We start from the raw sequence: 22,438 nt of genomic DNA, 5'->3' as shown, positions 1-22,438 counted from the left end.
TTGTACTTTATTGCTTTTGCAAGGCCCCGCTAATGCAGTGAGTAATTTTGTGACGCAATTGAGTATTGCTGCAACGATGGCGGTTGGCTCATTTGTCGCTGGTGGCACTGCTCTGGGAGGCGGTGCGGTAGCGTTTCCGGTAATGACCAAAATATTAGCGATAGAACCTGCGACAGCGAAAGTGTTTTCTCTTGCTATACAAAGCTTTGGTATGACAGCTGCTGCTTTAACAATTATTTTTAGCCGTATCCCTTATTACAAACAAGTGGTATTAATCGCGACGCCAATGGCTATTTTCGGCGCTATATTGAGTTTATTTTTCATTGCTGATCACTTACCAAGGTTAGCGGTGAAAGCGGTCTTTAGCGCACTATTATTATGTTTTGCGTTGACCTTAGCGTGGCGTATTTATCGGCGAGCTCAGCATATTTGTAGCCAGACAAAGATCACCGTAAATAAAACGCGAGTCGCGTTGATAGCTACGCTTGGTGGTGTTGCATCAGGATTGGTTGGGTCGGGCGCCGATATTGCTGTTTTTGCGCTGTTAGTTATTGCATATAACGCGAATATTCAACGTGCAACGGCAACCACAGTGATCATTATGGCTGTGACGTCTGTCGTAGCAAGTGTTATGAATTATTTTTACCTCGAGACTATTAACCCACAAATTCAAGCCTATCTATTAGCTGCTATTCCTGTTGTGGTGCTGGGCGCACCGCTAGGTGCTTATGTGTGTGCAAGAGTGAAAAGTGGGCAACTCATTAGCTTTTTACTGCTACTCATTGCCCTAGAAGTGTCGTTTACTATTTATGAATTATTGATCGTTATTTAAAGCGCATCGTAAACCGTTGGGATTGCTTGGCGCTTATGCTGAGTACGTAAGTAAATAGCTGTTAGCTTTTCTTCGACTTCATTGCTGACATCTTTACCTTCTAAGAAATCATCAATTTGATCGTAAGTTAAGCCAAGCGCTTCTTCATCGGTAAGGCCTGGGCGGTCACACTCTAAGTCAGCGGTTGGGGCTTTATGTACTAGTACAGCTGGCGCACCTAAGTGCTCAGCAAGCGCACGAACTTGGCGTTTTGATAAACCAAATAACGGTGCTAAATCACACGCTCCGTCACCAAATTTAGTGTAAAAGCCAGTGATGTTTTCTGCACTGTGATCGGTACCAACCACTAAGCCTTGACAGAAACCGGCAATTTCGTATTGCGCAACCATGCGTTGGCGCGCTTTTACATTACCTTTGATAAAGTCGATTTTAGCTTGCTCTGGTAATTCAGCATTACCACCAACAACCGCAGCCATTGCTTGCTCATGCATGCCATCTACAGCAGCTTTGATATTAACCGTCATACGCTTACTCGGTTGAATAAAATCAACCGCGAGTTGCGCTTCGTCTTCGTCTGCTTGTACGCCATAAGGTAAGCGTACTGCAATAAATTGATATTCGTTGGTGTTGTGCTCTTGGTTTAGTTCATCAACAGCTAATTGGCATAAACGGCCACAGGTTGATGAGTCAACACCACCACTGATCCCTAATACAAGTGAGCGAGAGTGCGCAGCAATAAGTCGGCTTTTAAGAAAGTTAACGCGACGGGTAATTTCCGCTTTTACATCAATAGTTGGTTGGACTTTCATTTCCGCCAGAATGTCGGCACGCATGGTAGAGCTCCTATTTTTCGTTGTGGTTGTCAGCGTTTTATACATTATGTTACGGGCGTGATTTTTATTAAAGACCTAAATGCGCTTTTATTGCGTTAATTTGTTGCTTAAGATCTTCGATTTCGCTTCGTAATTGTTGCACTTCACTACTGTTGTCCTGAAAAGGCTCATTAGCTGCCATGTCTTCAGTAATGCTGTCTGGGTCTACAAATAAGTGCATGTAACGGCTTTCTCGTTTGCCTGGCTCTCGTGCTAAGCGTGCAACATATTCTTGCTCGATGAGTGCATTTAATGCTGCTTCGACTTCATTGACATTACTAAACTCAGCCAGTCGGTTGCTGCGAGTTCTTAGTTCTCCCGGTGTTTGCGGGCCTCGTAATAGTAACAAACAAATAATGGCGCGTTGCTGCTCACTAAATTGCAAACTGCCAAATTCGGTATTACAAAAGCGATGAGCATATTTATTTACACGCCCTGACAGTCCTTCATCAACCGTTACCAAGCGTGATGCAATAAGTTCATCAAGGGTATCTTGGACTTGCGCTTCAGTTAGAGACATTACTGGCTCACGGTTAGATTTTTGATTACATGCATTAGTAAGTGAGTTTAAAGATAATGGGTAATGTTCGGGTGTTGTACTTTGCTTTTCGAGTAAACAGCCAATAACGCGTTGTTGAATTGATGATAATTGCATGGTTTTACTCTCTTTCTTTATTCTTCAGTGCTTAGCCACACTGTTAACTTTTTATTGAGCGAGTCAAATTTAAGGGGCTTGGTGACGTAGTCGTTCATACCAGCGTTTAAACAACGTTCTTTGTCACCTTGCATTGCATTTGCTGTCAGTGCGACGATATTAACCCCTTGATGAGCTGCACCTGCTTTACCAGCACGAATGGCCCGTGTTGCTTGGTAACCATCCATTTCTGGCATTTGGCAATCCATTAACACTAAAAGATAAGGCCTTTGCTCACGACTTGAAAGTTTTGCAATTGCTTCAAGACCATTTTCGGCAATATCAAAACTAAGGCCTGCTTGTTTTAATAATGAGCCGGCGACCATCTGATTCACTTTATTATCTTCAACGAGCAAAACCTGTGACTCTGTATTACTGTTATTGGTTACAGCCTTGGTTATTAACGTTTCTTTACTGACTTGCTGCTGTTCAATGTACTTGTCATTTACTAGTGAATTAAATAAATCAGACTGTGTTAATGGTTTGAAGATAATACTCTCAACTTTTATTGTTTGTCTTGTTTGTTTTTCCGTAAGGTTCATTGGTGCCATCAGAATTCGTTTGCAGCTAGTGGCATTAAAGTACTTTAAGAACGCTTGTTGGTGCTCTTTTGTTGCGCTGCTATAAAACTGATAATCAACTAAAATGGCATCACAACCTTTATTGTCAGGCATTGAAGCAAAATTGAGTAAGCTTGACATATCGCTATATGCTTCTACTTCAGCACCCCACAACCGCAACTGTTTTTTGGTGATATTGATACTTAGCTTACAGTTATCAGCAATTAAAATATGCTTTTTATCTAAGATGTGGCTAGGTTCAGGTGCTTGTTTTGTGTGATCACGTTTAACTTTTACAGAAAAATTAAAGGTGCTGCCTTCCCCATATGAGCTAATTACACTGACATCCCCCTCCATTAACTGGCAGAGCTGTTTTACAATCGCAAGCCCAAGTCCTGTCCCGCCGTATTGACGTGTGGTTGATGCATCTGCTTGTGTGAATGAGTCAAATAAGGTGGCTTGTTTTTCAGGTTTAATCCCAACGCCAGAATCAATAACAGAGCAGTTCAAAAACAACTCTTCGTCGCTTGTTTCGAGTTTGGCGATGACGATAATCTCACCATCTTTGGTGAATTTAACGGCATTACTCACTAAATTATTGATGATTTGTCTAATACGATTCGGGTCACTAATAATAAACCCATGATTAAGTTGTGTAGTATCTAACAGTAACTTGGTATTGTTTTGCTCTGCTTTGATAGCAAACGATTCAATCGTATCGCCAAGTAGTTTTAATACGTTGAAGCTCACATTTTCAATATCGAGTTTACCAGCCTCAATTTTAGAAAAGTCTAGAATATCATTAATGATATGCAGTAAAGACTCAGCCGATGATTGCGCCAAATCGATATGATGGCTTTGCTGGTTGTCTAATTTGGTTTGCTTAATGATATTGAGCATCCCAATCACGCCATTCATGGGTGTGCGGATCTCATGACTCATGCTCGCTAAAAATTCACTTTTGGCTTTTACTGCTTGTTCAGCTGCCTCTTTTGCTTGGACTAGCTGATGCTCAGTCTCTATACGGCGCTGACTTGCGTGTAAACTTCCAATTAACGCAGCAACAGCGATTAAAAAGCTCTCTTCATTTTTACTCCAATGTCTGCGGTTATGGCATTTTTCAGCGCACACTACCCCCATCGTTTTGCTTCCTGTTGGAATTATCACGGTGAGCATTGAGCGTATATTAAACCAATCTAGGTAATTGCTACGTAAATCGCTAGTCAGTGGGTGTTGCTGTGCATCACTGGCATTTATCACGGCGTGATTATTAATGGCATCAAAATAATTTTGAAATTCAATTTGTTGTAGTGATATTGCTTCACTAAATTCAGGCTGACTCTGGTCGTGAATCGCAAAGGTGTTGAGCGATTGACGATCGTCACTGAATAACCAAATACTCGCGCGATCAATATCGAATGCATGGCAAATAGCTTGCACAATGACATGTTTAGAAAGGTTAAGGTTACCTGTCAGTACAGCATCATTGACGGTTAATGATGCAAGGATCTCGTTATGTAAGGCGATCTTGTTATTTTCGAGCTCTACTCGCTTACGGGTATCAATATTTTGCAGTGAGCCAAATAATTTTATACAGCGGCCATTTTTATGCTCAGCTTCTCCGTGTAACAGTACCCAAACTTCATCACCTTCAGCAGTGATAATCTCTACTTGTGTTTCAAAACTTTCACCATACTTAATTGCGCGCTCGTTAAGGCGGCGAATTTTTTCACGACTTTCACCGGCTTTGAAAAGAGTATAGTTCGTAGGCCATTCAGGCTGGACATTTAGGGGAAGCTTAAATATTTGCTTGGTCATGTCAGACCAATATACGGTTTTTTTCTCAAGGTTGAATGACCAAGCACCGACTTTGGCGAGGCTACTCATGGTTTCTAGCATTCGCTCGCTCTTGTGCTGTCGTTCAACCATACGTAAGAAGAATACTGAAGCGCCAGCAAACAAAATACAGAATGAAATAATGGCTAGTCTCAGTGGCCAAATTGCAGAGCTTGGAGGCTGCCATCCAGATTTAGGTGTGACATACATTTGCCACTCACCACCTGGAAAGTTAATTCTAAAACTCAGAGGGTTGGTGTTGAGCACGTCTTTAGAACCGTAAAAAAAGTCACCTTTTGAACCGCGGCCGTTGCGCCCTTGCAGCGCAACTTCATAATGTTGACTCAGTGCAATTAAACCTGAGTTACTGTAGATCTTATCTATATCGAGTACCACCGAGAGTAATCCCCAAAAAGTGAGCTCGGGTGGTGTGAATACGGGCATTCTTGCTATCAGCGCTTGGCCACCTTGCACCAGCTCTAATGGGCCAGCCATAACAATACGGTTTTCATCTCGTGCTCTAATTGCATCATCGCGTTGCCGAGGGGCTTCTAAAAAGTTTAGTCCAATAGATTTCTCATTCCCCGCAAGAGGGTAAGTCATCTGGATAATCATATCTGGGGCTGCGCCGATGTTTCTGAGCTCTGAGGAGGTTGAAAATAAGGGGCTAGCTATTTGCGTAAAGCGAGCTTGGTCTAAATTTGGCTCGGCAGCAACGGCAACAGCAAGGCCGCGCACAAGTTGAATGTTAGAAACCATCTTTGCTTCGAGTTCTGCGCGATAAGCGCTTATTTTCGCTAGTTCTTGAGAGCGAAAAGCATCTTTTTCACGATTGTAATTAATTTGCTCGATTAAAAGACCAATTACCACGATACAGGCAAGTGATAACCAGAAGGCTAGCTTCAATTTTTGTAGTTTTTTATTATCTGCTTCGGTCGCTAGCGGCATGAGAAATATCAGGTTTTATACTATCTACCTACTATAGACAATTTCTGTGGTAATTAACAATGAACAGCTAACCTAGGACGTTAAATTTAATTATTTGTATCGCAACACTATTTTTTCATAAAACTCAGGTTAATATACCAGGTTAATACAGTGTTACTTCAGCGCAAGGAAAATTGGCATGTTTAAGATAATCAAATGGTTACTCATAGGCCTGTTTGTATTGGTGTTACTGGCAACCGGGCTTGTTTATGGCGTATTAAATTTAAGTTTACCGGTACTTGATGGCCGGGGTAAAAGTGATGCTATTTCGCAATCAGTAAAGATTGAACGGGACTCCTTAGGGCAGGCTGTTATTCATGCCGAGAACCGTTTAGATGCGGCCTATGCCTTAGGCTTTGCTCATGGTCAGGACCGATTCTTTCAAATGGACTTACTGCGCCGCAATGCGGCAGGTGAACTTAGTGAGTTATTTGGTAAAGCTGCTGTTGGGCTTGATAAAAAAATGCGTTTTCATCAATTACGAAAACGTAGCCAGATTGCAGTCGCGCAATTACCTGCTAAAGATAAAGTGCTATTGCAAGCATATGCAAATGGAGTCAATGAAGGCCATGCTCAAGTTGGCTATGATAGCTTTGAATATTTGCTCACTGGCGCTGAAGCAAAACCTTGGCAAAGTGAAGACAGCTTACTAATCATTTTTAGCATGTACTTAGATTTACAAACTGCTACGTTTGAGCGTGACCAAACGCTGATCGAAATCGAAGACCTATATGGCAAAGCGATGGTCGACTTTATTACTCAGCCAAGCCAATATCAAGCCGCGCTCGATAACAGTCAGCTTGCACCTTATAACGGCGGTATTCCTGCGCTTAAAGACGCTTTATGGGCTTCGACCGAGATTGCAAACCGTAAAGAGCTTGGTAGTAATAACTGGGCAGTCACTGGGCAGCTAACTGAAACGGGTGCTGCAATGCTATCTGACGATATGCACTTATCATTTGCAGTGCCAATTATTTGGTATCGTGCGCAGCTTAATTACCCATTAAATGGTGAAATGCAACAAATAACTGGTGTGTCATTACCCGGGGCTCCAGCCATTGTTGTTGGTACCAATAATAAAATAGCTTGGGGATTTACTAATGGTTATCTAGATACTGCCGATTGGATTGCTCTTGAGAGTAAAGAGAAAACTTGGCTGATAGATGAACCCATCTTACTTAATGATGGCAACGTTGAAAATTATGCTTTAACCATGAGTGAGTATGGCCCTGTTAAAGAAATTAACGGCAAACCTTATGCCTTAAGTTGGGTTGCTCACCATGAGTATGCGGTTGATATGGAGTTGCTTAAGCTTGAGCAAGCAAACAATGTTGATGATGCATTAACGCTTGCTGCGGACGTTGGTATTCCAGTACAAAACCTGATAGTTGTTGATGATAAAGGTAATGCTGCTTGGAAAAATATGGGAGCAGTTCCCGCTCGTAAAATACCGCATCAATTAGCTGTTTCTGAGCAAGCGTATCCTGCTGCTTGGCATGAAAACGAAACGCAGCGTCCATTTGTAAAAAACCCAGAAAGTGGTCGGTTATGGACAGGAAACTCACGGGTTGTTTCTGCGCAAGATAATCAGCGTTTTGGTAATGGTGGCTATGCAATGGGGGCTCGCTCTGCACAAATTCGCGATCGCTTATTTGAAAAACAGCAGTTCAACGAACAAGATTTTTATGACTTACAACATGATAACGAAGCACGCTTCTTAACTGCTTGGCATCAATTACTAGTCAAACAGCTTAGCGCTGCAGGCGATAAATATGCCTTATATTTAAATGAATTAAACAATTGGCAGGCGTGCGCTTGTAGTGACTCAGTTGGCTATACCTTGGTAAAACGTTATCGCAGTGAAGTGATCAATGGTTTATTTAGTCCAATTGAGAATAAGCTAAAAGCTCTCGATAGTAGCTTAAAGCCAGTAAAACGAGACTTAGAGCCTGCCGTTTGGCAACTTATCAAAGCTCAGCCTCAAACATGGTTAAATCCTAAGTACGAAAATTGGCAGCAACAAATGTTAGGCGCCTTTGATCGCGTGATTACTAAACTCACAGAGCAGTACGGCAACAATCCACACAGTTGGCAATGGGGTAAGGTCAACGAATTAGTGATTGAGCACCCGTTTGCCAAACAAATACCCGTACTTAAAAGCTTGTTAAATATGCCTGTAGCCCCTGGTTTTGGTGATACCTTTATGCCTGCGGTACAAGGGCGAAGCTTTGGTGCTTCGCAGCGTTTTATTGTACAACCAGGACACTTAGATAATGCCATTATGGCTATACCTGGTGGTCAATCGGGACATCCATTGTCGGAATTTTATAGAGCTGGATTCAACGACTATGTCAGCAATGGTTTAACGCCATTATTGCCTCAAGAGATTGCTCACAGTATCACCATTGATGCGGTTAATTAACCGCATCAGCATCCTTAAAAGCAGGACATTCTCCCTTGGCAACGGTCGTTTGGTTGCGTCCTGCATGCTTGCTTCTATAAAGAGCCTCATCGGCATGTTGCAACATTTTTTCTATCGAAGCGAGTGGTTGCCACTCAATGAGTCCAAAGCTCATAGTTACATTGATATCAGGGAAATCAGGATGCGCTTCTAGCTCGGCGATTTTTATACGCAAAGTTTCAATTTTTGCGTAGGCTTGTTTTGCATCTGTATTGGTTAATAATAATAAAAATTCTTCGCCGCCCCAGCGTACAGCAATATCTTCATCATTGATGAATTGGCTAATTAGTTTGGCAACATTAATGAGTATCGTATCACCCTTATCATGGCCGTAGTTGTCATTGATATTTTTAAACTTATCGATATCTGCCATAACAATACAAATATTGCTATCTTGCTCAATACTTTTCTTATGTGCTGAGGTAATTAATTTTTTTGCAAAACGACGATTATAAAGTTTGGTGAGAGGATCGCGGGCTGCCATTTCTGTTAACTCAATTCGTTGTGATATGGTGATTTCTCTAATTAAACCCATGCCGTATACCATGGGTAAGCCAGCAATAATAATATTTATCACATTAACGTGTGGAAGTAATTCTGGGTAAGCAAAGCTGTACTGAACGTCCGCAAAAAACACATAGAGAAGGGCGAATGTGGCAATCATTACTAAGCTATAGATTGCCGCTCGTTTAAAAGTTAATTGGTAGTCGATCATTAAAATACAAGAGACTGTCCACAAGTAAAACTGAAACCCCGCACCTAAACCAAGGGTGGCACAGACAATCACAGCATGAATAATTACTTCAAGGCAAAATACTCGAAGTGCCAGGGAAGTCAGTCCTTGCTTAATTAAAAAGATGCCGCTGGCCCAAGCGAGAACACTCAAAATATTAACTAAAGCAAGCATGTTTGCACCTATATGGGCAAACGCGGGGATTAGCAAGACATGAACAATGAGCGCGAAATAGGCAATTTTACAAATAATTAGAAACTTAACGTGCTCAATCTCTTCTAAGCCAGATTGCTTTGATTGTTTTAGTAGACGTTTGATCAATCCCACCTCAAATACACATGGAGTGTAGCGTAATTATAGATGAAAAGTTGAGCAATGCAGGTTTATAATTGATCGCTTTTGCTGTGTAAACGCTTGCAGCGAATGTTTATCAGTGAAGATAAGCGTTTGTTCACATCACGTTTGTTAAGCTTTGGGTCTTGGCAGAGTGGGGATTTGATGCCACTCTAGTTAAAGCTAATCTAGAAACATGCTGACTGAATGTTTGCTTTGCTTGTTATCTCGTGCCTAAAAAAGGAGTATCTATGCCGGCCGAAAAAACGCATTTAGAGATCTGTAATCTAACTAAAGAACAGTACCCACAAATAAAAACTCTTATGGACCAAGCATATCCAGGGCTTGGCGGTGCATGGCCAAGCCACACCATTTTTAGGCTGATAGATCAGTTTCCAGAAGGACAAATAGGCATTGTTGACGATGGTGTTTTAGTGGGCATCGCGTTAAGTGTTCAGGTAGATTACGCTCGTTTTTCGAACCCGCATACCTATGAAGATATTGTTGATGGCCATGACCGAGTATTTAGTGACCCTGAAGGCGATGCGCTTTATGGTTTAGATGTGGTTATATCATCAACTCACCGAGGGATGCGACTTGGGCGCCGTTTATACGATGCACGTAAAGAGCTGTGCCGTCAGTATAACTTACGCGCTATTTTAGCGGGTGGGCGAATTCCGCGTTATTACAATCACAGTGCAGAAATGTCGCCAATGGAGTACATCGAAAAAGTTGACCACAAAGAGCTTTATGATCCGATTTTAAGTTTTCAGCTTTCTAATGACTTCCAAGTAAAACGTTTACTCAAAAAGTACCTTCCTGAAGATCAAGAATCTGTCGGTTATGCCACTTTACTAGAGTGGAATAACATTATGTTTGAGCCGACTGATACGGTACTTGAGTCAACCAAGTCAATTGTCCGAGTCGGTGCCGTACAATGGCAAATGCGTTGTGTTGAGTCTGTTGAAGAGCTTCTCAAACAGGTGGAGTATTTTGTTGATACGGTATCTGATTATAAAAGTGACTTTATTCTGTTTCCGGAATTCTTCAATGCGCCATTAATGGGCCTCACTGAGCAAAGTAATCAAACTGAGGCAATTCGTTATTTAGCGGAGTACACAGAAACTTTTCGTGATGCAATGTCGCGTATGGCAGTTGAATATAATGCCAATATTATCACCGGGTCTATGCCGCTAGCTGAAGGCGATAAGATTTATAATGTCAGCTATTTATGTCACCGAAGCGGTAAGATTGATGAGCAGCGTAAAATTCATATTACGCCTCACGAACAAAATGACTGGGTGATCCAAGGGGGTGACAAAATTGCTGTATTTGAAACAGATGCAGGTCGTGTCGGTATTCAAATTTGTTACGATGTCGAGTTTCCTGAGCTTTCACGTATCCTTGCAAAGCAAGGGTTAGATATCTTATTTGTGCCATTTTGGACTGATACTAAAAACAGTTACCTACGTGTTCGTCATTGTGCACAAGCGCGTGCAATTGAAAATGAATGTTATGTTGTGATTGCGGGTTCTGTTGGTAATTTACCTGAGGTAGAGAGTTTAGATGTACAGTATTCTCAATCGGCTGTTCTTACCCCTTCTGATTTTTCGTTTCCGCATGATGCAACCTTGAATGAAGCAACACCTAATACTGAAATGCTGTTATTCAGTGATCTAGATATGGATAAGCTGAAAATCCTTCACAGTGAAGGTACAGTTAGAAACTTAAAAGACCGCCGTGAAGACTTATATGACGTGATCTTGAAAAAACGAGACCAATAATGGCGTGGTTGTATTTAATTGTTGCTGGACTGCTAGAGATTGGCTGGCCAGTTGGTCTTAAAATGTCTCAAGAAGCTGACAGTCGCTGGTTAGGTATTGCGATAGCCGTTGCCTTTATGGTCGCAAGTGGCTTTATGTTGTGGTTGGCGCAAAAAGATATCCCAATGGGAACATCCTATGCTGTATGGACTGGTATAGGGGCAGCAGGCACCTTCTTGGTGGGTATTTTATTTTATGGTGATGCTGCGACATTTGGCCGCATTGCCGGAGTACTTTTAATAATAAGTGGTGTGATAACTCTTAAAATTAGTCATTAACGAAATTAAAAGCGGCATAGCCGCTTTTTTAATGACAAAAATGTAACTAACTAGGTAGCATAACAAGAATGGCTGCCAGTGCAATTAACAGAAGCCCTGCTGTATCTTGGCGTTTTAATGGCTGCTTTAGCCAAAGTATCGATACCATAATGGTAAAGAAAACTTCAACTTGTCCTAGTGTTTTTACATAAGCAACGTGCTGCAAACTCATAGCACTAAACCAACCTATCGAGCCTAAGCAGCTACAAACACTGACTGCCGTGGTAGTGCCTTTGTGATGCCACATCTTTTTAAACGTATCGCGCTCTTTGAATGCAATATACACGCACAGCATCAACGTTTGTAAGCTAATTATCAGCAGCAATACCCACGCAGCTGAGTGCGGGAAAGTCAGTCCTGAATTTAAGCTTGCCTCACGGATCCATGAAGATGAAAGAGCAAATGAAGTGCCACAAGCCAGCCCAAGTAGGGCAGTGCCTAAATTAAAGTGTTTAACATTCGCGATGCCACTCAATAGCAGTACGGCGATAGCACCAATAAATACCCCAATCCAGCCAAGTAATGAAAGTGCAGAGCCAAAAAACATAACACCTAAAATCGCTGCCATTAGCGCTTCACTTTTGGCAAGCCCGGCACCCACAGCAAAGTTATTCATTTTAAAAAGCTTTACCATCAAACCAGTGGCAACGATTTGAACAATACTGGCACCAACAATGTAGCTAATAAAAGCTAAGTTAAAGTCAGGAAAAGCTGCATCTTGGTATTGATATAGTGCTAATAAATAAAGGGCCGCTATAGGACTGGCAACAATGAAGCGAGCAAGTGTTACCCCAGCAACACTGACCGTCGCACTGAGTTTACTTTGCAGCGCATTGCGCCATGACTGCATAAATGCTGCTAAAATGGTTAAGAAAATCCAAGTCATATTGAAAATAAATTAATTAGGAGAGGCAATTAGAGTAACAAAACCAAAGAATGAGAGCATTAGCTTATCGACCAACTTGAGAAAAACTCAGCTGTGACAATATGCCGCAGGGCTTTTAGGTAAGCATTAGGCTATAGTGACAATGATGCTATTGCTGGCCGCTGCTGTTATAAGTAGCGGCTTTTTTTTGTTTACGATAGGGTAGAGAGTAATTTAAACAAGATAAGGAAATATCATGACAACACTGATTATCTGCGCACTCATCGCAGTACTCATTCCCTATTTAGCTAAAGCACCTGTGGCTTTTGCACAAAATAAGTTGTCAGGCTATGACAACAAGCACCCACGTGAACAACAAGCAAAACTAACCGGCTTTGGTGCTCGTGCATTGGCTGCACACCAAAATAGCTTTGAATCGTTGATTATTTTTGCAGTAGCGCTGGCGGTCGTAATCGGTAGCAATAATATCTATCAGGTGACTGAAACCCTTGCGATTATGCATGTTATTGCCCGTGTGTTGTATTGTATTTTTTACTACTTAAACCAGGATATTTTGCGCTCACTAGTCTGGCTAGTGGGTTATGTTTGTGCTGTGGCTATGATTGCACTTTGCCTTTAGTCACAAGGCTATGAGTTAAAAACCACAAAGCAAGCGGCTTAAATAAGGCGCTTGCTTTAGGGTCTTAAGTTGTTACTGCTTATTTCGAACTAACTTTAATTTTCTCAATTAAATCATTTGCTTGATAGTTTTCGTCTAAGGCAAAGTCGAGTTGTACTAAGGCGTTTTTAAAGCCAGATTCAGATGGCGCATATTGCCATTGTTTTAAGGCTCTTTTCGCTTCTCGATTGAAAACATCTTCAGGCTCCGCACTTACCACACTAACATTGCTGGTGGCGCCACTGGGTAAAATATCGTATTTCAAAACGACTGAACCGCTAATGCCTTGCTCTGCAGCTTGAATTGGGTATATCGGCTCTACGCGCATAACCGCTTGATAGTCTTTTGTCTTTTCAACTGACATAGGCTGTTTTGCAATGGCAAAGCTGCTAAGCATGCCCGCTGTAAAAATAACTAACGCTGTTTTTGCAATAAATGAGCTGTTATCGATCTGCTTTATTTGATTTAGACGTTGTAACATGGTGTTTTTATCTCCGTATTGTGAATAAGCCATTAAGCCTGCTCTACTAAAGCTTGCACAGTGCACTAATGCCTTACTGTATAAAATTCGTTGTTCTGTCGATTTATTTTTGAGCACTTGCTCATCACATGAAAGCTCTTGTATACGGCGCAAGCTCGCATAACCAAGCCACGCAAGAGGGTTAAACCACAGCAAAATAGTGGCACTTAAAGCGATGGCGTTTATTAGGTTGTCTTTGCGTTTAATGTGCACTGATTCATGTTCTAAAATAAGTGCTAAAGCAAGGTTGTCGTAGTGACTATGGTAATTTGTTGGCAGCACTAACTTGGTGTTAATAACGCCCACAACCATAGGTGAACTTATTTGTTTACTTTGATATAAGCACAGACTTTGGATAATGTGATGGTCGACTGTAATCTGCTCTAATTGCAGTTTGGCTAAAAAGCGGTAATGAAAGTAAACGGCAGTGAGTAGCAGCGCAGCAGTTACAAGGGCATAAACAGCGAACCAAGTTGGTGTAAATTGCGGCATTATTGCTGTGTTTGGCGTGATAGTCAGCTTACTGATAAAGTTGTTTTGTATCGGCTTTAAGTGATCTGGTAGGTTCGCTAAAAATAAACCAATAGGTAACAGCGCCCAAAGTGTATAAACCAAGCGTGCCGACAGCTGACTTAGTAGCTTTCGCTCTAGCAGCAATAAAAACATAATTGCAGATGAGATCAAAAGCTGTTGATCTAACAGCCAATTAAAAAATGCATCTAACATAACAAAGCCTTACTTTTGCTGTTTTTCCCAATCATCAATGACCTTTTTTAGCTCATCAATATCATGTTGCGAGAGTTGCTCTGATTTAGCAAAACCACTCACTAATGGCGCAATACGGCCATTAAAGAAGCGTTCAATAAAGCTTTGGCTTTCTTTTAATGTGTATTCTTCACGGGCGATGCAAGGGGTGTAGTTATATTGGCGACCTTGTTTTTCGAAGCTTAGTGCGCCTTTTTTAACTAAACGGCTCAACAGTGTTTTAATGGTTTTTTCGTGCCATTCTTTATCGTCACTTAAACGCGCAATTACTTCACTTGCAGTGGCAGGGTAGCCAAGCCATACCGCATCTAATACTTCGAATTCTGCCTTAGAAAGTTCAATCATTTTTATACCTACAGATGTAATCTTTATTTTAAGATTACACTTGTAATCAATTAATGCAAACTTTTTTTGTTAGAGAATGTCACTTTTTTTGATACTGACTATGTGCCCTTCGGGCAAATTCAGCGTGGTGAGTGAAAGCTTTGCGATATCTGTGCGGTAAAGGTCTATGACTTTGTAGCCACAATAACGTGTCATTTTTCGTATTTGCCGGTTTAAGCCTTGTTTTAAGACGATGTAAAACTGCGTTTCGGTCACTTGAGTCACCTCACAAGGAAGGGTTATTTGCTTATCTACGGGTACGCCATCTGCCATTTTGTCACAGAAGACGCTATCAAGAGGCTTATCTACCGTAACTAAATAGCGTTTGGGTTGATGATAATCAGGGTGGATCAGTTGATTACAAAACTCACCGTCATTGGTCAAAATCAACAAACCTCGGGAGTCTTTGTCGAGCCGGCCAATTGGGTAAACGCGAGTGGTTTTAGGCAGACTATGAATAAGACTGGTTGGGTCGTCAGCATTTAATTTGCAATCAATACCAACGGGTTTGTGATACGCAAAGTAGGTTAGTGGCGCTTTTTCTGAAATTTTTTCGCCACGTACAATCACATCATCATGTTCATCAACGTGATCTATATGATTTGCAGCACGGCCATTTACTGTTACCTCACCTTGATCTATCAAGCGCGATGCTTGTTTTCGAGAGCAAACACCTGCATGGGCAATAAATTTGGCAAGTCGTACTTTTTCAGTCATGAGTGATTTTTGTACAATTAATTTGATCACAGTATATCAAACCCGCGTATAAGAAGTACTACCATACAAAAGGGGTTCGACATGGCAATTAAGTTATCTGAACTTGCAGCGCACCAACCACTGCAAAAGGTTATCCTTCATTCGTTGGAAATGGCGCTGTATCAGGTGTCTGTGGTGATCAATAACGTTGAATATTATGTTACTGATGAGCAAGGTGAGTTTATCCGCGATATTAGCCCGTTGCACATTCAAAAGCGTCTCGATCATTTAAGTTATGGTGACATGGTATTACGCCACACAAGTGCTTATGATGAAATGTGTGGTCAGCCAGAAAAGCTGGCTAGTAATATGCTCGAAGTTCCTTATGGTAAGAACCACTTATACTGATTAAGGATATAAGCGTATACTGAGTCATAACATTTTAAAGGTATGCTATGTATCAATTAAAAAGTGATGACTCAGCTGAACTAAACAACCAGCTAAGAGAACATATTGTTGCTTACAATGCTGGGCATTTTAATGCCGAACGTATTCCTCTTGGTTTTAAGTTCATAGCTAAAAACAGCAGTGTTGTAGCCGGTATTCACGGCCAAGTGTTTGGCAACTGGCTGATAATAAGTTGGCTTTGGTGTGATGATAAGACGCGTGGTAAAGGGCTTGCGACACGATTGTTAGCCGAATTAGAGAGTAAGGCTAAAGCGCTTGGTGCAAACACCGCGCAACTCGATACTCTCGATTTTCAAGCCAAACCTTTCTACGAAAAAAACGGCTACCAAGTAAAGTATGAAATGAGAAATTACCCGCTCGACGGTTGCCGTTATTTTATGGAAAAAAACCTTTGATTATTGTGCTTAGATTACTTCGCTTTAAGTACTTCTTGCTCGGTAAATGTAATTCCTAAGAAAGGGGTTGCTTCAGGAGCAAGCATAAAGGTACGAATGTTCATGTGGTCTTGCCCTTCAGGGTTCTTTAATACTTCTTCACGATAAAATGCGCCAAAACAATCTAGGGTATTTTGCTTACTTAGTTGATTAAGTTTTGCAAAGGCAAAAATTTTGCACGAGCCATTATTTTCATTTGCTTCGCTAAGCAGCCCATGATTGTTAAAACCGCTTGGGATAAAGTCATAATTGTTGTCTATTACTGCCATTGTATCGGTAAACTCAATCTGTTGCGGTGAGCTTGCTAATTTCGAAAGAAATTCATTAAGAGTCATTGCTTGTCCTTAAAAATTGTTCTTTGTTAACTCTAACTCATTCACTTGCTGATTGATATTAAACTTAAAATTCTCTAAAAAGTTCATACCTAGTAAGCCATAACCAGCATGATTTTCTATTACCAACACTTCAAAATTACTGATGCGCTGTTGTCCGATTTGAAACGACTCGAGCTGATAACGCTGAGCTTCAATAACGCCGTTAGCTGTGTTTACTTGCAATGTGCCAAGGTAATTAGGAAGGGTATTAAGCGAGTTTAATAATGTTTGGTTTATGACCGTAAAACTAGCGCCAGTGTCGATCATTAGCTCGGTTTCGACATCATCATTGATGATGCCGGTTATTAGATAGTGTGAACCTCGAGCGGTTAATTTTATAACGTCAACACCTGCTAAGGCTTGTTGTATCAATTGGCGTAATTGCTCAGCTTGCTGTTTAAATTCATGATTTTCAGGAAGTTGATCTAGGGTGATTTGACTAGCCACATAATCTTCTAAATGGTAGTTTGCTAATGCATTGGCATATAGGTAATGTGCGTTACCTGGGGCGTAATCAAGCCAGTGTTGACTGCTACTATGTAATACCTGCCACTGTTGTGCCGCTATAAGCTCACCAATAAAGGATGTGCTTAGCTCGTCTATTTGTTTGCTAAGTTGTTGCTTTTTATTGCTGTCTAACTGGTTGCTAAGAGCCAGTAAATTGATAATTCCCTGTTGGGTATCACCTTGTGCTATTAAACGCTTAGCATCAAATTCAAGCATGCTGACATCGTATGGGTGGCTATTTAAAAAAGCCGTTAAAAATAGCTCACTTAAGGTGAAATTTTTATGGGAAAGCCATGACTCAAGTTGCTGTTGCCAAGCTTGTTTAAGTTGTTTTGCATAGTGTGGATCATTGGTGAGTAGTTGCGTGTATTCAGCAACAGCTTTGTCGAATAAGTGGTTACTAAACAACACAACCGCTTGCTGAAAGTGGGCTGGTAAAACAGCGCTTTTCTTTACTTTAGGCGTTGGTGCGTCTGCCTCTAGTATTACTGGTTTTTCAGGGGGAAATAACTGCCATATGAAGTAACCATTTAAGCTAAGAGAACACAGTAATATTAATTTAAGTAAAGCATTCATCCGTTTCGCCCACCCGTTTTAAATCTTCGTTGCCTATTTACTCAGCATAAAGCAAGTTTTGAAAGAAGTTACTTTTTAACTAAATGATTGAGTGCCATGATAGTGCGTATCTCAATATCAGCTAACCCAAGATAACGATATTGAGTTGCTTGGTTGTTTAGCCAAACACTTTGGCAACCTGCATTATTTGCACCTTGTACGTCAGTATCTAGGCTATCGCCGATATGTAAAATTTCATTATGAGTAACCTCTAACTGTTTTGCAGCGTTATCAAATAAAGCGCTGTGCGGCTTCGCTTTTCCGTGTGGACCGGCTTGTAGTACTAACTCAAAAATGCCATGAAGGTTAAACTTTTCTACCTCGACATTGCCATTGGTGATGGCGATGAGGCGGTAGTGTTTACTGAGATTAGTAAGTAATTCAAGTACCTCATCAGATACGGTTATTTTACTACGGGCATCAGCGAATGCCTGATATGCATTTTCGGCATGAAACTTAGCTTGCTCAGCAGAAAAACCAAGGTTGGTCATGGCATAGTGTAAGGCTGTTTGTCGCCAGCGCGTAACGTCATCGATTAGAGTCGCATCTTGTCTTAAAGCATTATCGCGGCATTCTAACCAATAGCTCATGCTATCCGCTGGCCATTGTTCTAAGGCCTCAAGGTAATCAGCTTGTGCTTGCAAGGCTGATTTAATGATCGGATGGTTGTTATAAAGTGTGTCGTCTAAATCAAAACTTAAAACAGAAACTGGCGATAAGGCACGGTTAAATCGGATCATAATTACAAGAGTTTACTCTGATGTTGGGCGCTTTTTAGCGCGTGGATGGGTGTTATCGTACACTTTAGCTAAATGTTGAAAATCTAAATGCGTATAAACTTGAGTCGCAGACAAACTACTGTGTCCTAATAATTCTTGTACGGCACGTAGATCTCCTGACGACTCTAAGATATGTGAAGCAAAAGAGTGGCGTAACTTATGTGGATGCACTTGCGAGCTGATCCCTTGTTTGATACCCCATTCTTGCATACGAAGGCGAACTTGGCGCACGGAAATTCGCTTCTTTTGGCTGCTAACAAATACCGCTATTTCATCTGGATGCGCAAATTGAGGACGAATTTTCAACCATGTTTTTAATGCACTGAGTGCTTTACTGCCAACAGGTAATAAACGTTCTTTGTTACCCTTACCACGGACTAAAATTTCACCTTCAGTAGGGTTTATATCCTGTATGTTAGCGCCAACTAACTCGCTAATTCGCAGACCTGATGAATACATTAATTCCATCATAGCTTTGTCACGAATAGCTAAAGGATCATCATCTGGCAATTCTAGTAGTTTAGCCATTTGATCAACGTCTAAATTTTTGGGTAAAGGCTTGGAAAATTTAGGCCCTTTAATGGCTTCTGCCGGATTATGATAATGTGCCTGACTGGCAATATTTTTAGCTTTTAAAAATTTATATAAACTGCGAATACAGCTCAGTTTTAAACTGATTGTGCGGCCGCTTAATTGTTTGCTACGCATTTGCATGCTGTAACGACGAATATGCTCACCTTGTACCGCAAACCAGTTTTCACAGAGTTTACTAAAGTACAACGCTGCAAAGCCTAGTTGGCTCGTGTATTGGTTAACTGTGTGCGCTGAGTATTGTTTTTCGTAGCGTAAGTAGTCTGCAAAAAGTTGGATGGGTGTTCGCCAAGCATCACTTAATTCATCAATGTCTGGCGTCTTCACATCGCTCATGCAAGTTCCAATAAGCGCAGTTGTAATGAGCGCACAAACTCAAGGACAAAAAAGCTGTCTTTTGCCGGTTCAAAGTGACTTACGTCATCGCTACCAAACGCCAAAATTGCGACAGGGTGTTTCGTGTTACCAATTAGATATAAAGCAGTCGATTGAGTCGTGTCTGAGAATAGTAAGTCTCTTTCTTGCTGACTTACTCGGCCCAAGTAAATGCCGTCGTTTTGCAGGCGGTGAGCAATTAACTCATCAAACTTTTTATCGTACTTAACTAAGTGGCATTCGTTAATGGATGGATTTGTGCAGATAATATTGCGCAAGTTGCTAGCCAGTGTCGTAAAGTCATAGTTAGTCCATAACTGACGATGACAGTCGCTAAATAAGCGGTAAATTAACTCGTTTTCTTTTGCTTGTTCAACGAGCTGCTCAATCTTATTTTTTAATAACGTATTGTGTTCACGTAATTGGCGCTGTTGAATATGCACCAAAGACGTTGCACCAGCTGTTTGCTGTTGTAGTTCAACTTCAGCGAGTACATCAGGATTTTTAATAAAAAAATCAGGGTGTGCTTTTAAATATTCAGCAATTTGTTGTTCTGTTAGTTTGCTCATAATGCCACTTGTCCATCAAATACATGCTCAGCAGGGCCAGTCATCCGAACAGGATGGCCTTCGCCTTGCCAGCGTACTTGCAAACTCCCGCCTGGTAAGTCGACTTGTACGGTACTTGCGAGTTTACTTTGAATTTGTCCAACCACGACTGCGGCACAGGCACCTGTACCACATGCTAATGTTTCACTTACGCCACGCTCCCACACTCTAAGTTTAATGTGATCTTGTGAAATTACCTGCATAAAACCAACATTTGCGCGTTGTGGAAAACGTTCATGATTTTCAAGCAGTGGTCCTAGAGTGGTAACTTCTGCTGTATGAATGTCATCAACTTCTAAAACGCAATGTGGATTACCCATTGAAACTGCGCCGCTAAATACAGTATGTTCTTCAGTGCGAAGAATATAAGTTAGCTCACGCTTGCTGGCTTTAAATGGGATTTTGTTCGGCTCAAAATTTGGGTGGCCCATATTCACCGTAACTTGGCCATCTTTTTCAATATAAAGAGTGAGGTTGCCAGATTTTGTTGAAACTGAAATCTTATGCTTATTGGTAAGACCTTTCATACGAACAAAGCGGGCGAAACAACGCGCACCATTGCCACACTGTTCAACTTCGTTACCATCGGCATTAAAAATACGATAATGGAAATCTAGATCAGGAGAGTAAGGGGCTTCAACCATAAGTAGTTGATCGAAGCCAATGCCGAAATGGCGATCTGCCAGCTTTTTTATTTGGTCACGAGATAAGAAAACATTTTGAGTAATGTTATCAATAACAACAAAGTCATTACCTAGGCCGTGCATTTTTGAGAAATTAACTAACATAACGCTCTAATTCAGGATTGCTCTGAGCTAATCATGCCACAGAGCTGCCCGGTTATAAAAACGTTTATGGTAAAATTTTCTCGCCTTGCCATAGGCTTTCTAAGGTTTCACGTTGACGAATTAAATGACTTTGCTGACCATCCACCATAATCTCTGCAACACGAGGGCGCGAGTTGTAGTTAGAGCTCATGGTAAAACCATACGCACCAGCGCTGCGCTGCGCTAAAAGGTCACCGGCTTGTAGCGCTAGTTCGCGGTCTTTACCCAAAAAGTCACCGGTTTCACAAACAGGGCCTACAATGTCGTAGTTGTGAGTAGGCGTATCATCTACGCGAGGTTCAACCGGCACAATATTTTGCCAAGCTTGATATAGCGATGGACGTAACATATCGTTCATACCCGCATCAACAATAGCAAAGAACTTATCTTGGTTTTGTTTAATAAACTCAACTTTGGTGACTAAAATGCCTGCGTTTGCAGCAATTGCACGACCAGGCTCAAAAATCAGCTCTAAATCTTGGTAATCTGCTAATCGAGCGGTAATTTTATCAACATATTCACTTGGATGAGGTGGTGTTTCGCCGTTATATGGCACACCCAGTCCGCCACCAATATCGAGGTGTGAAAGTGTTATGCCAGCGGCTTTTAACTCTTCGATAAGTGTTAGCACTTTTTCAAGTGCAGCTAAGAAAGGTTTAATTTCTGTTAGCTGCGAACCAATGTGGCAATCTACACCGGTAATTTTTAAACCAGGCAGAGATGCAGCGTGTTGATATACTGTCACCGCAGTTTGAATATCAATACCAAATTTATTCTCTTTTAAACCTGTTGAGATATAAGGATGCGTTTTAGCATCAATATCTGGGTTTACACGAATCGAAATAGGCGCTACATGGTTAAGAGAAGTAGCCACTTCTGAAATACGCTCAAGCTCAGCCACTGACTCAACGTTAAAACATTTGATCCCCAATTCAAGTGCATACGCAATTTCATCGGCTGTTTTTGCAACGCCAGAAAATACCACTTTACTGGCGTCCCCTCCAGCTTGGATTACACGAGCAAGCTCACCCTTTGAGACGATGTCAAAACCTGAACCAAGCCGCGCTAAAATATTGAGCACTGCAATATTAGAGTTGGCTTTTACGGCATAGCACACCAAACTTTTATGCGATTTTGCTGCATCAGCAAAGGCATGGTAATGGCGCTCAAAGGTTTTACGCGAATAGATATAACACGGTGTACCGTATTGCTCTGCCAGCTCTTTGACAGCGATGTCTTCAGCGAACAGCTGATTATTATTGTAGTTAAAAAAGTCCATCTATTGGTCCTGTTTTTGCTCTGGTTGTTCGGATGGATCAGCCTGCGGCTGAGATTCTTTAGGCTGTGCAGTATCATCTGGTAGATAAAGAGCACCACTTTGTCCGCAACCGGCGAGGGTTAGAAGTAGGGCGCTAAGTGGTAAGATTGTTTTTAATTTTTGGCTATGAGTCTCTTTCATTAGATTAATACGATTGCTGGCTTTATAATCGCAGAGTAACAGAA

Annotated in this window: 23 protein-coding genes; 7 read left to right on the top strand and 16 right to left on the bottom strand. The window is 41.3% G+C overall.

What is annotated here, in order from left to right; genetic code table 11:
- Positions 1 to 37: 37 nt before the first annotated feature.
- A complete protein-coding gene (locus EVU92_RS03695; protein ID WP_240701295.1) occupies positions 38 to 832 on the top strand; it encodes a sulfite exporter TauE/SafE family protein in 795 nt (264 codons plus the stop codon).
- Here EVU92_RS03695 and nadE read toward each other — a convergent pair.
- The 3 genes from nadE to EVU92_RS03680 form a co-directional block, all read right to left on the bottom strand.
- Complete coding sequence (gene nadE, locus EVU92_RS03690) at positions 829 to 1,665, bottom strand: ammonia-dependent NAD(+) synthetase (protein WP_130050062.1); 837 nt, start codon at positions 1,663 to 1,665, stop codon at positions 829 to 831. The two genes, EVU92_RS03695 and nadE, sit on opposite strands and share 4 nt — an antisense overlap.
- A gap of 67 nt (positions 1,666 to 1,732) precedes the next feature.
- Positions 1,733 to 2,359: a DUF480 domain-containing protein gene (locus tag EVU92_RS03685; protein ID WP_130050061.1), complete on the bottom strand. Its 627-nt coding sequence runs from the start codon at positions 2,357 to 2,359 to the stop codon at positions 1,733 to 1,735.
- Positions 2,360 to 2,376: 17 nt separating this feature from the next.
- Positions 2,377 to 5,742 carry an ATP-binding protein gene (locus EVU92_RS03680; protein WP_130050060.1) on the bottom strand — a complete coding sequence of 1,122 codons (3,366 nt, stop codon included), beginning with the start codon at positions 5,740 to 5,742 and terminating at the stop codon, positions 2,377 to 2,379.
- Between the two features lie 178 nt (positions 5,743 to 5,920).
- On the opposite strand from EVU92_RS03680, the gene EVU92_RS03675 reads away from it, so the two are divergent.
- A complete protein-coding gene (locus EVU92_RS03675) occupies positions 5,921 to 8,203 on the top strand; it encodes a penicillin acylase family protein (protein ID WP_130050059.1) in 2,283 nt (760 codons plus the stop codon).
- Here the strand turns inward: EVU92_RS03675 and EVU92_RS03670 are convergent.
- Complete coding sequence (locus tag EVU92_RS03670; RefSeq protein WP_175580476.1) at positions 8,196 to 9,296, bottom strand: GGDEF domain-containing protein; 1,101 nt, start codon at positions 9,294 to 9,296, stop codon at positions 8,196 to 8,198. The two genes, EVU92_RS03675 and EVU92_RS03670, sit on opposite strands and share 8 nt — an antisense overlap.
- A 263-nt stretch (positions 9,297 to 9,559) precedes the next feature.
- Here EVU92_RS03670 and EVU92_RS03665 point away from each other — a divergent pair, with 263 nt between their 5' ends.
- Both EVU92_RS03665 and EVU92_RS03660 read left to right on the top strand, forming a co-directional pair.
- The gene (locus EVU92_RS03665) at positions 9,560 to 11,092 is read left to right on the top strand and encodes a carbon-nitrogen hydrolase family protein (protein WP_130050058.1); all 1,533 of its coding nucleotides are present in this window, start codon (positions 9,560 to 9,562) and stop codon (positions 11,090 to 11,092) included.
- On the top strand, positions 11,092 to 11,409 hold the full coding sequence (locus EVU92_RS03660) for a multidrug efflux SMR transporter (RefSeq protein ID WP_130050057.1): 318 nt from the start codon (positions 11,092 to 11,094) through the stop codon (positions 11,407 to 11,409). The genes EVU92_RS03665 and EVU92_RS03660 overlap by 1 nt, the downstream gene beginning before the upstream one ends.
- A 46-nt stretch (positions 11,410 to 11,455) precedes the next feature.
- Here EVU92_RS03660 and EVU92_RS03655 read toward each other — a convergent pair whose 3' ends face one another.
- Positions 11,456 to 12,334, bottom strand: coding sequence for a DMT family transporter (locus tag EVU92_RS03655; protein ID WP_130050056.1), 879 nt, complete (start codon positions 12,332 to 12,334; stop codon positions 11,456 to 11,458).
- 235 nt (positions 12,335 to 12,569) lie between these two features.
- Here EVU92_RS03655 and EVU92_RS03650 point away from each other — a divergent pair, with 235 nt between their 5' ends.
- Entirely contained in the window at positions 12,570 to 12,953 is a 384-nt protein-coding gene (locus EVU92_RS03650) for an MAPEG family protein (RefSeq protein ID WP_130050055.1), read from the top strand.
- Between the two features lie 79 nt (positions 12,954 to 13,032).
- On the opposite strand, the gene EVU92_RS03645 is transcribed toward EVU92_RS03650, so the two are convergent.
- The 3 genes from EVU92_RS03645 to EVU92_RS03635 form a co-directional block, all read right to left on the bottom strand.
- Complete coding sequence (locus tag EVU92_RS03645) at positions 13,033 to 14,238, bottom strand: M56 family metallopeptidase (RefSeq protein ID WP_130050054.1); 1,206 nt, start codon at positions 14,236 to 14,238, stop codon at positions 13,033 to 13,035.
- 9 nt (positions 14,239 to 14,247) lie between these two features.
- Positions 14,248 to 14,622: a BlaI/MecI/CopY family transcriptional regulator gene (locus EVU92_RS03640; RefSeq protein ID WP_054554650.1), complete on the bottom strand. Its 375-nt coding sequence runs from the start codon at positions 14,620 to 14,622 to the stop codon at positions 14,248 to 14,250.
- A gap of 69 nt (positions 14,623 to 14,691) precedes the next feature.
- On the bottom strand, positions 14,692 to 15,378 hold the full coding sequence (locus EVU92_RS03635) for a pseudouridine synthase (protein WP_130052216.1): 687 nt from the start codon (positions 15,376 to 15,378) through the stop codon (positions 14,692 to 14,694).
- Between the two features lie 81 nt (positions 15,379 to 15,459).
- Between EVU92_RS03635 and EVU92_RS03630 the strand changes: the two genes are divergently transcribed.
- Both EVU92_RS03630 and EVU92_RS03625 read left to right on the top strand, forming a co-directional pair.
- Entirely contained in the window at positions 15,460 to 15,765 is a 306-nt protein-coding gene (locus tag EVU92_RS03630; protein WP_063700650.1) for a DUF6482 family protein, read from the top strand.
- 47 nt (positions 15,766 to 15,812) lie between these two features.
- A complete protein-coding gene (locus EVU92_RS03625; RefSeq protein WP_130050053.1) occupies positions 15,813 to 16,220 on the top strand; it encodes a GNAT family N-acetyltransferase in 408 nt (135 codons plus the stop codon).
- 14 nt (positions 16,221 to 16,234) lie between these two features.
- Here EVU92_RS03625 and EVU92_RS03620 read toward each other — a convergent pair whose 3' ends face one another.
- The 8 genes from EVU92_RS03620 to EVU92_RS03585 all read right to left on the bottom strand — a co-directional run bounded on the left by EVU92_RS03620 (position 16,235) and on the right by EVU92_RS03585 (position 22,394).
- A complete protein-coding gene (locus EVU92_RS03620) occupies positions 16,235 to 16,594 on the bottom strand; it encodes a HopJ type III effector protein (RefSeq protein ID WP_130050052.1) in 360 nt (119 codons plus the stop codon).
- Between the two features lie 9 nt (positions 16,595 to 16,603).
- Positions 16,604 to 17,716 carry a retropepsin-like aspartic protease gene (locus EVU92_RS03615; RefSeq protein WP_130050051.1) on the bottom strand — a complete coding sequence of 371 codons (1,113 nt, stop codon included), beginning with the start codon at positions 17,714 to 17,716 and terminating at the stop codon, positions 16,604 to 16,606.
- A 68-nt stretch (positions 17,717 to 17,784) separates the two neighbouring features.
- Positions 17,785 to 18,495, bottom strand: coding sequence for an HAD-IA family hydrolase (locus EVU92_RS03610; RefSeq protein ID WP_130050050.1), 711 nt, complete (start codon positions 18,493 to 18,495; stop codon positions 17,785 to 17,787).
- 12 nt (positions 18,496 to 18,507) lie between these two features.
- Positions 18,508 to 19,461, bottom strand: coding sequence for a tyrosine recombinase XerC (locus EVU92_RS03605; RefSeq protein WP_130050049.1), 954 nt, complete (start codon positions 19,459 to 19,461; stop codon positions 18,508 to 18,510).
- Positions 19,458 to 20,069, bottom strand: a complete 612-nt coding sequence (locus EVU92_RS03600; RefSeq protein WP_130050048.1) for a DUF484 family protein — start codon at positions 20,067 to 20,069, stop codon at positions 19,458 to 19,460. The genes EVU92_RS03605 and EVU92_RS03600 overlap by 4 nt, the downstream gene beginning before the upstream one ends.
- Positions 20,066 to 20,896, bottom strand: coding sequence for a diaminopimelate epimerase (gene dapF, locus EVU92_RS03595; protein WP_130050047.1), 831 nt, complete (start codon positions 20,894 to 20,896; stop codon positions 20,066 to 20,068). Before dapF ends, EVU92_RS03600 begins: the two co-directional genes overlap by 4 nt.
- A 64-nt stretch (positions 20,897 to 20,960) precedes the next feature.
- Positions 20,961 to 22,214 carry a diaminopimelate decarboxylase gene (gene lysA / locus EVU92_RS03590; RefSeq protein ID WP_130050046.1) on the bottom strand — a complete coding sequence of 418 codons (1,254 nt, stop codon included), beginning with the start codon at positions 22,212 to 22,214 and terminating at the stop codon, positions 20,961 to 20,963.
- The gene (locus EVU92_RS03585) at positions 22,215 to 22,394 is read right to left on the bottom strand and encodes a lipoprotein (RefSeq protein ID WP_130050045.1); all 180 of its coding nucleotides are present in this window, start codon (positions 22,392 to 22,394) and stop codon (positions 22,215 to 22,217) included.
- Positions 22,395 to 22,438 lie beyond the last annotated feature (44 nt).

The sequence above is a fragment of the Pseudoalteromonas sp. MEBiC 03485 genome, from assembly GCF_004195145.1.
Lineage (GTDB): Bacteria > Pseudomonadota > Gammaproteobacteria > Enterobacterales > Alteromonadaceae > Pseudoalteromonas > Pseudoalteromonas apostichopi.
Note: the sequence above shows the minus strand (reverse complement) of the source record. Positions and strands in the feature narration are given on the sequence as shown.

Excerpts from the sequence above, each read along its gene's own strand:
- nadE (WP_130050062.1), bottom strand. The coding sequence starts at position 1,665 with ATGCGTGCCGACATTCTGGCGGAAATGAAAGTCCAACCAACTATTGAT.
- EVU92_RS03685 (WP_130050061.1), bottom strand. The coding sequence starts at position 2,359 with ATGCAATTATCATCAATTCAACAACGCGTTATTGGCTGTTTACTCGAA.
- EVU92_RS03680 (WP_130050060.1), bottom strand. The coding sequence starts at position 5,742 with ATGCCGCTAGCGACCGAAGCAGATAATAAAAAACTACAAAAATTGAAG.
- EVU92_RS03675 (WP_130050059.1), top strand. The coding sequence starts at position 5,921 with ATGTTTAAGATAATCAAATGGTTACTCATAGGCCTGTTTGTATTGGTG.
- EVU92_RS03665 (WP_130050058.1), top strand. The coding sequence starts at position 9,560 with ATGCCGGCCGAAAAAACGCATTTAGAGATCTGTAATCTAACTAAAGAA.
- EVU92_RS03660 (WP_130050057.1), top strand. The coding sequence starts at position 11,092 with ATGGCGTGGTTGTATTTAATTGTTGCTGGACTGCTAGAGATTGGCTGG.
- EVU92_RS03655 (WP_130050056.1), bottom strand. The coding sequence starts at position 12,334 with ATGACTTGGATTTTCTTAACCATTTTAGCAGCATTTATGCAGTCATGG.
- EVU92_RS03650 (WP_130050055.1), top strand. The coding sequence starts at position 12,570 with ATGACAACACTGATTATCTGCGCACTCATCGCAGTACTCATTCCCTAT.
- EVU92_RS03645 (WP_130050054.1), bottom strand. The coding sequence starts at position 14,238 with ATGTTAGATGCATTTTTTAATTGGCTGTTAGATCAACAGCTTTTGATC.
- EVU92_RS03640 (WP_054554650.1), bottom strand. The coding sequence starts at position 14,622 with ATGATTGAACTTTCTAAGGCAGAATTCGAAGTATTAGATGCGGTATGG.
- EVU92_RS03635 (WP_130052216.1), bottom strand. The coding sequence starts at position 15,378 with ATGACTGAAAAAGTACGACTTGCCAAATTTATTGCCCATGCAGGTGTT.
- EVU92_RS03630 (WP_063700650.1), top strand. The coding sequence starts at position 15,460 with ATGGCAATTAAGTTATCTGAACTTGCAGCGCACCAACCACTGCAAAAG.
- EVU92_RS03625 (WP_130050053.1), top strand. The coding sequence starts at position 15,813 with ATGTATCAATTAAAAAGTGATGACTCAGCTGAACTAAACAACCAGCTA.
- EVU92_RS03620 (WP_130050052.1), bottom strand. The coding sequence starts at position 16,594 with ATGACTCTTAATGAATTTCTTTCGAAATTAGCAAGCTCACCGCAACAG.
- EVU92_RS03615 (WP_130050051.1), bottom strand. The coding sequence starts at position 17,716 with ATGAATGCTTTACTTAAATTAATATTACTGTGTTCTCTTAGCTTAAAT.
- EVU92_RS03610 (WP_130050050.1), bottom strand. The coding sequence starts at position 18,495 with ATGATCCGATTTAACCGTGCCTTATCGCCAGTTTCTGTTTTAAGTTTT.
- EVU92_RS03605 (WP_130050049.1), bottom strand. The coding sequence starts at position 19,461 with ATGAGCGATGTGAAGACGCCAGACATTGATGAATTAAGTGATGCTTGG.
- EVU92_RS03600 (WP_130050048.1), bottom strand. The coding sequence starts at position 20,069 with ATGAGCAAACTAACAGAACAACAAATTGCTGAATATTTAAAAGCACAC.
- dapF (WP_130050047.1), bottom strand. The coding sequence starts at position 20,896 with ATGTTAGTTAATTTCTCAAAAATGCACGGCCTAGGTAATGACTTTGTT.
- lysA (WP_130050046.1), bottom strand. The coding sequence starts at position 22,214 with ATGGACTTTTTTAACTACAATAATAATCAGCTGTTCGCTGAAGACATC.
- EVU92_RS03585 (WP_130050045.1), bottom strand. The coding sequence starts at position 22,394 with ATGAAAGAGACTCATAGCCAAAAATTAAAAACAATCTTACCACTTAGC.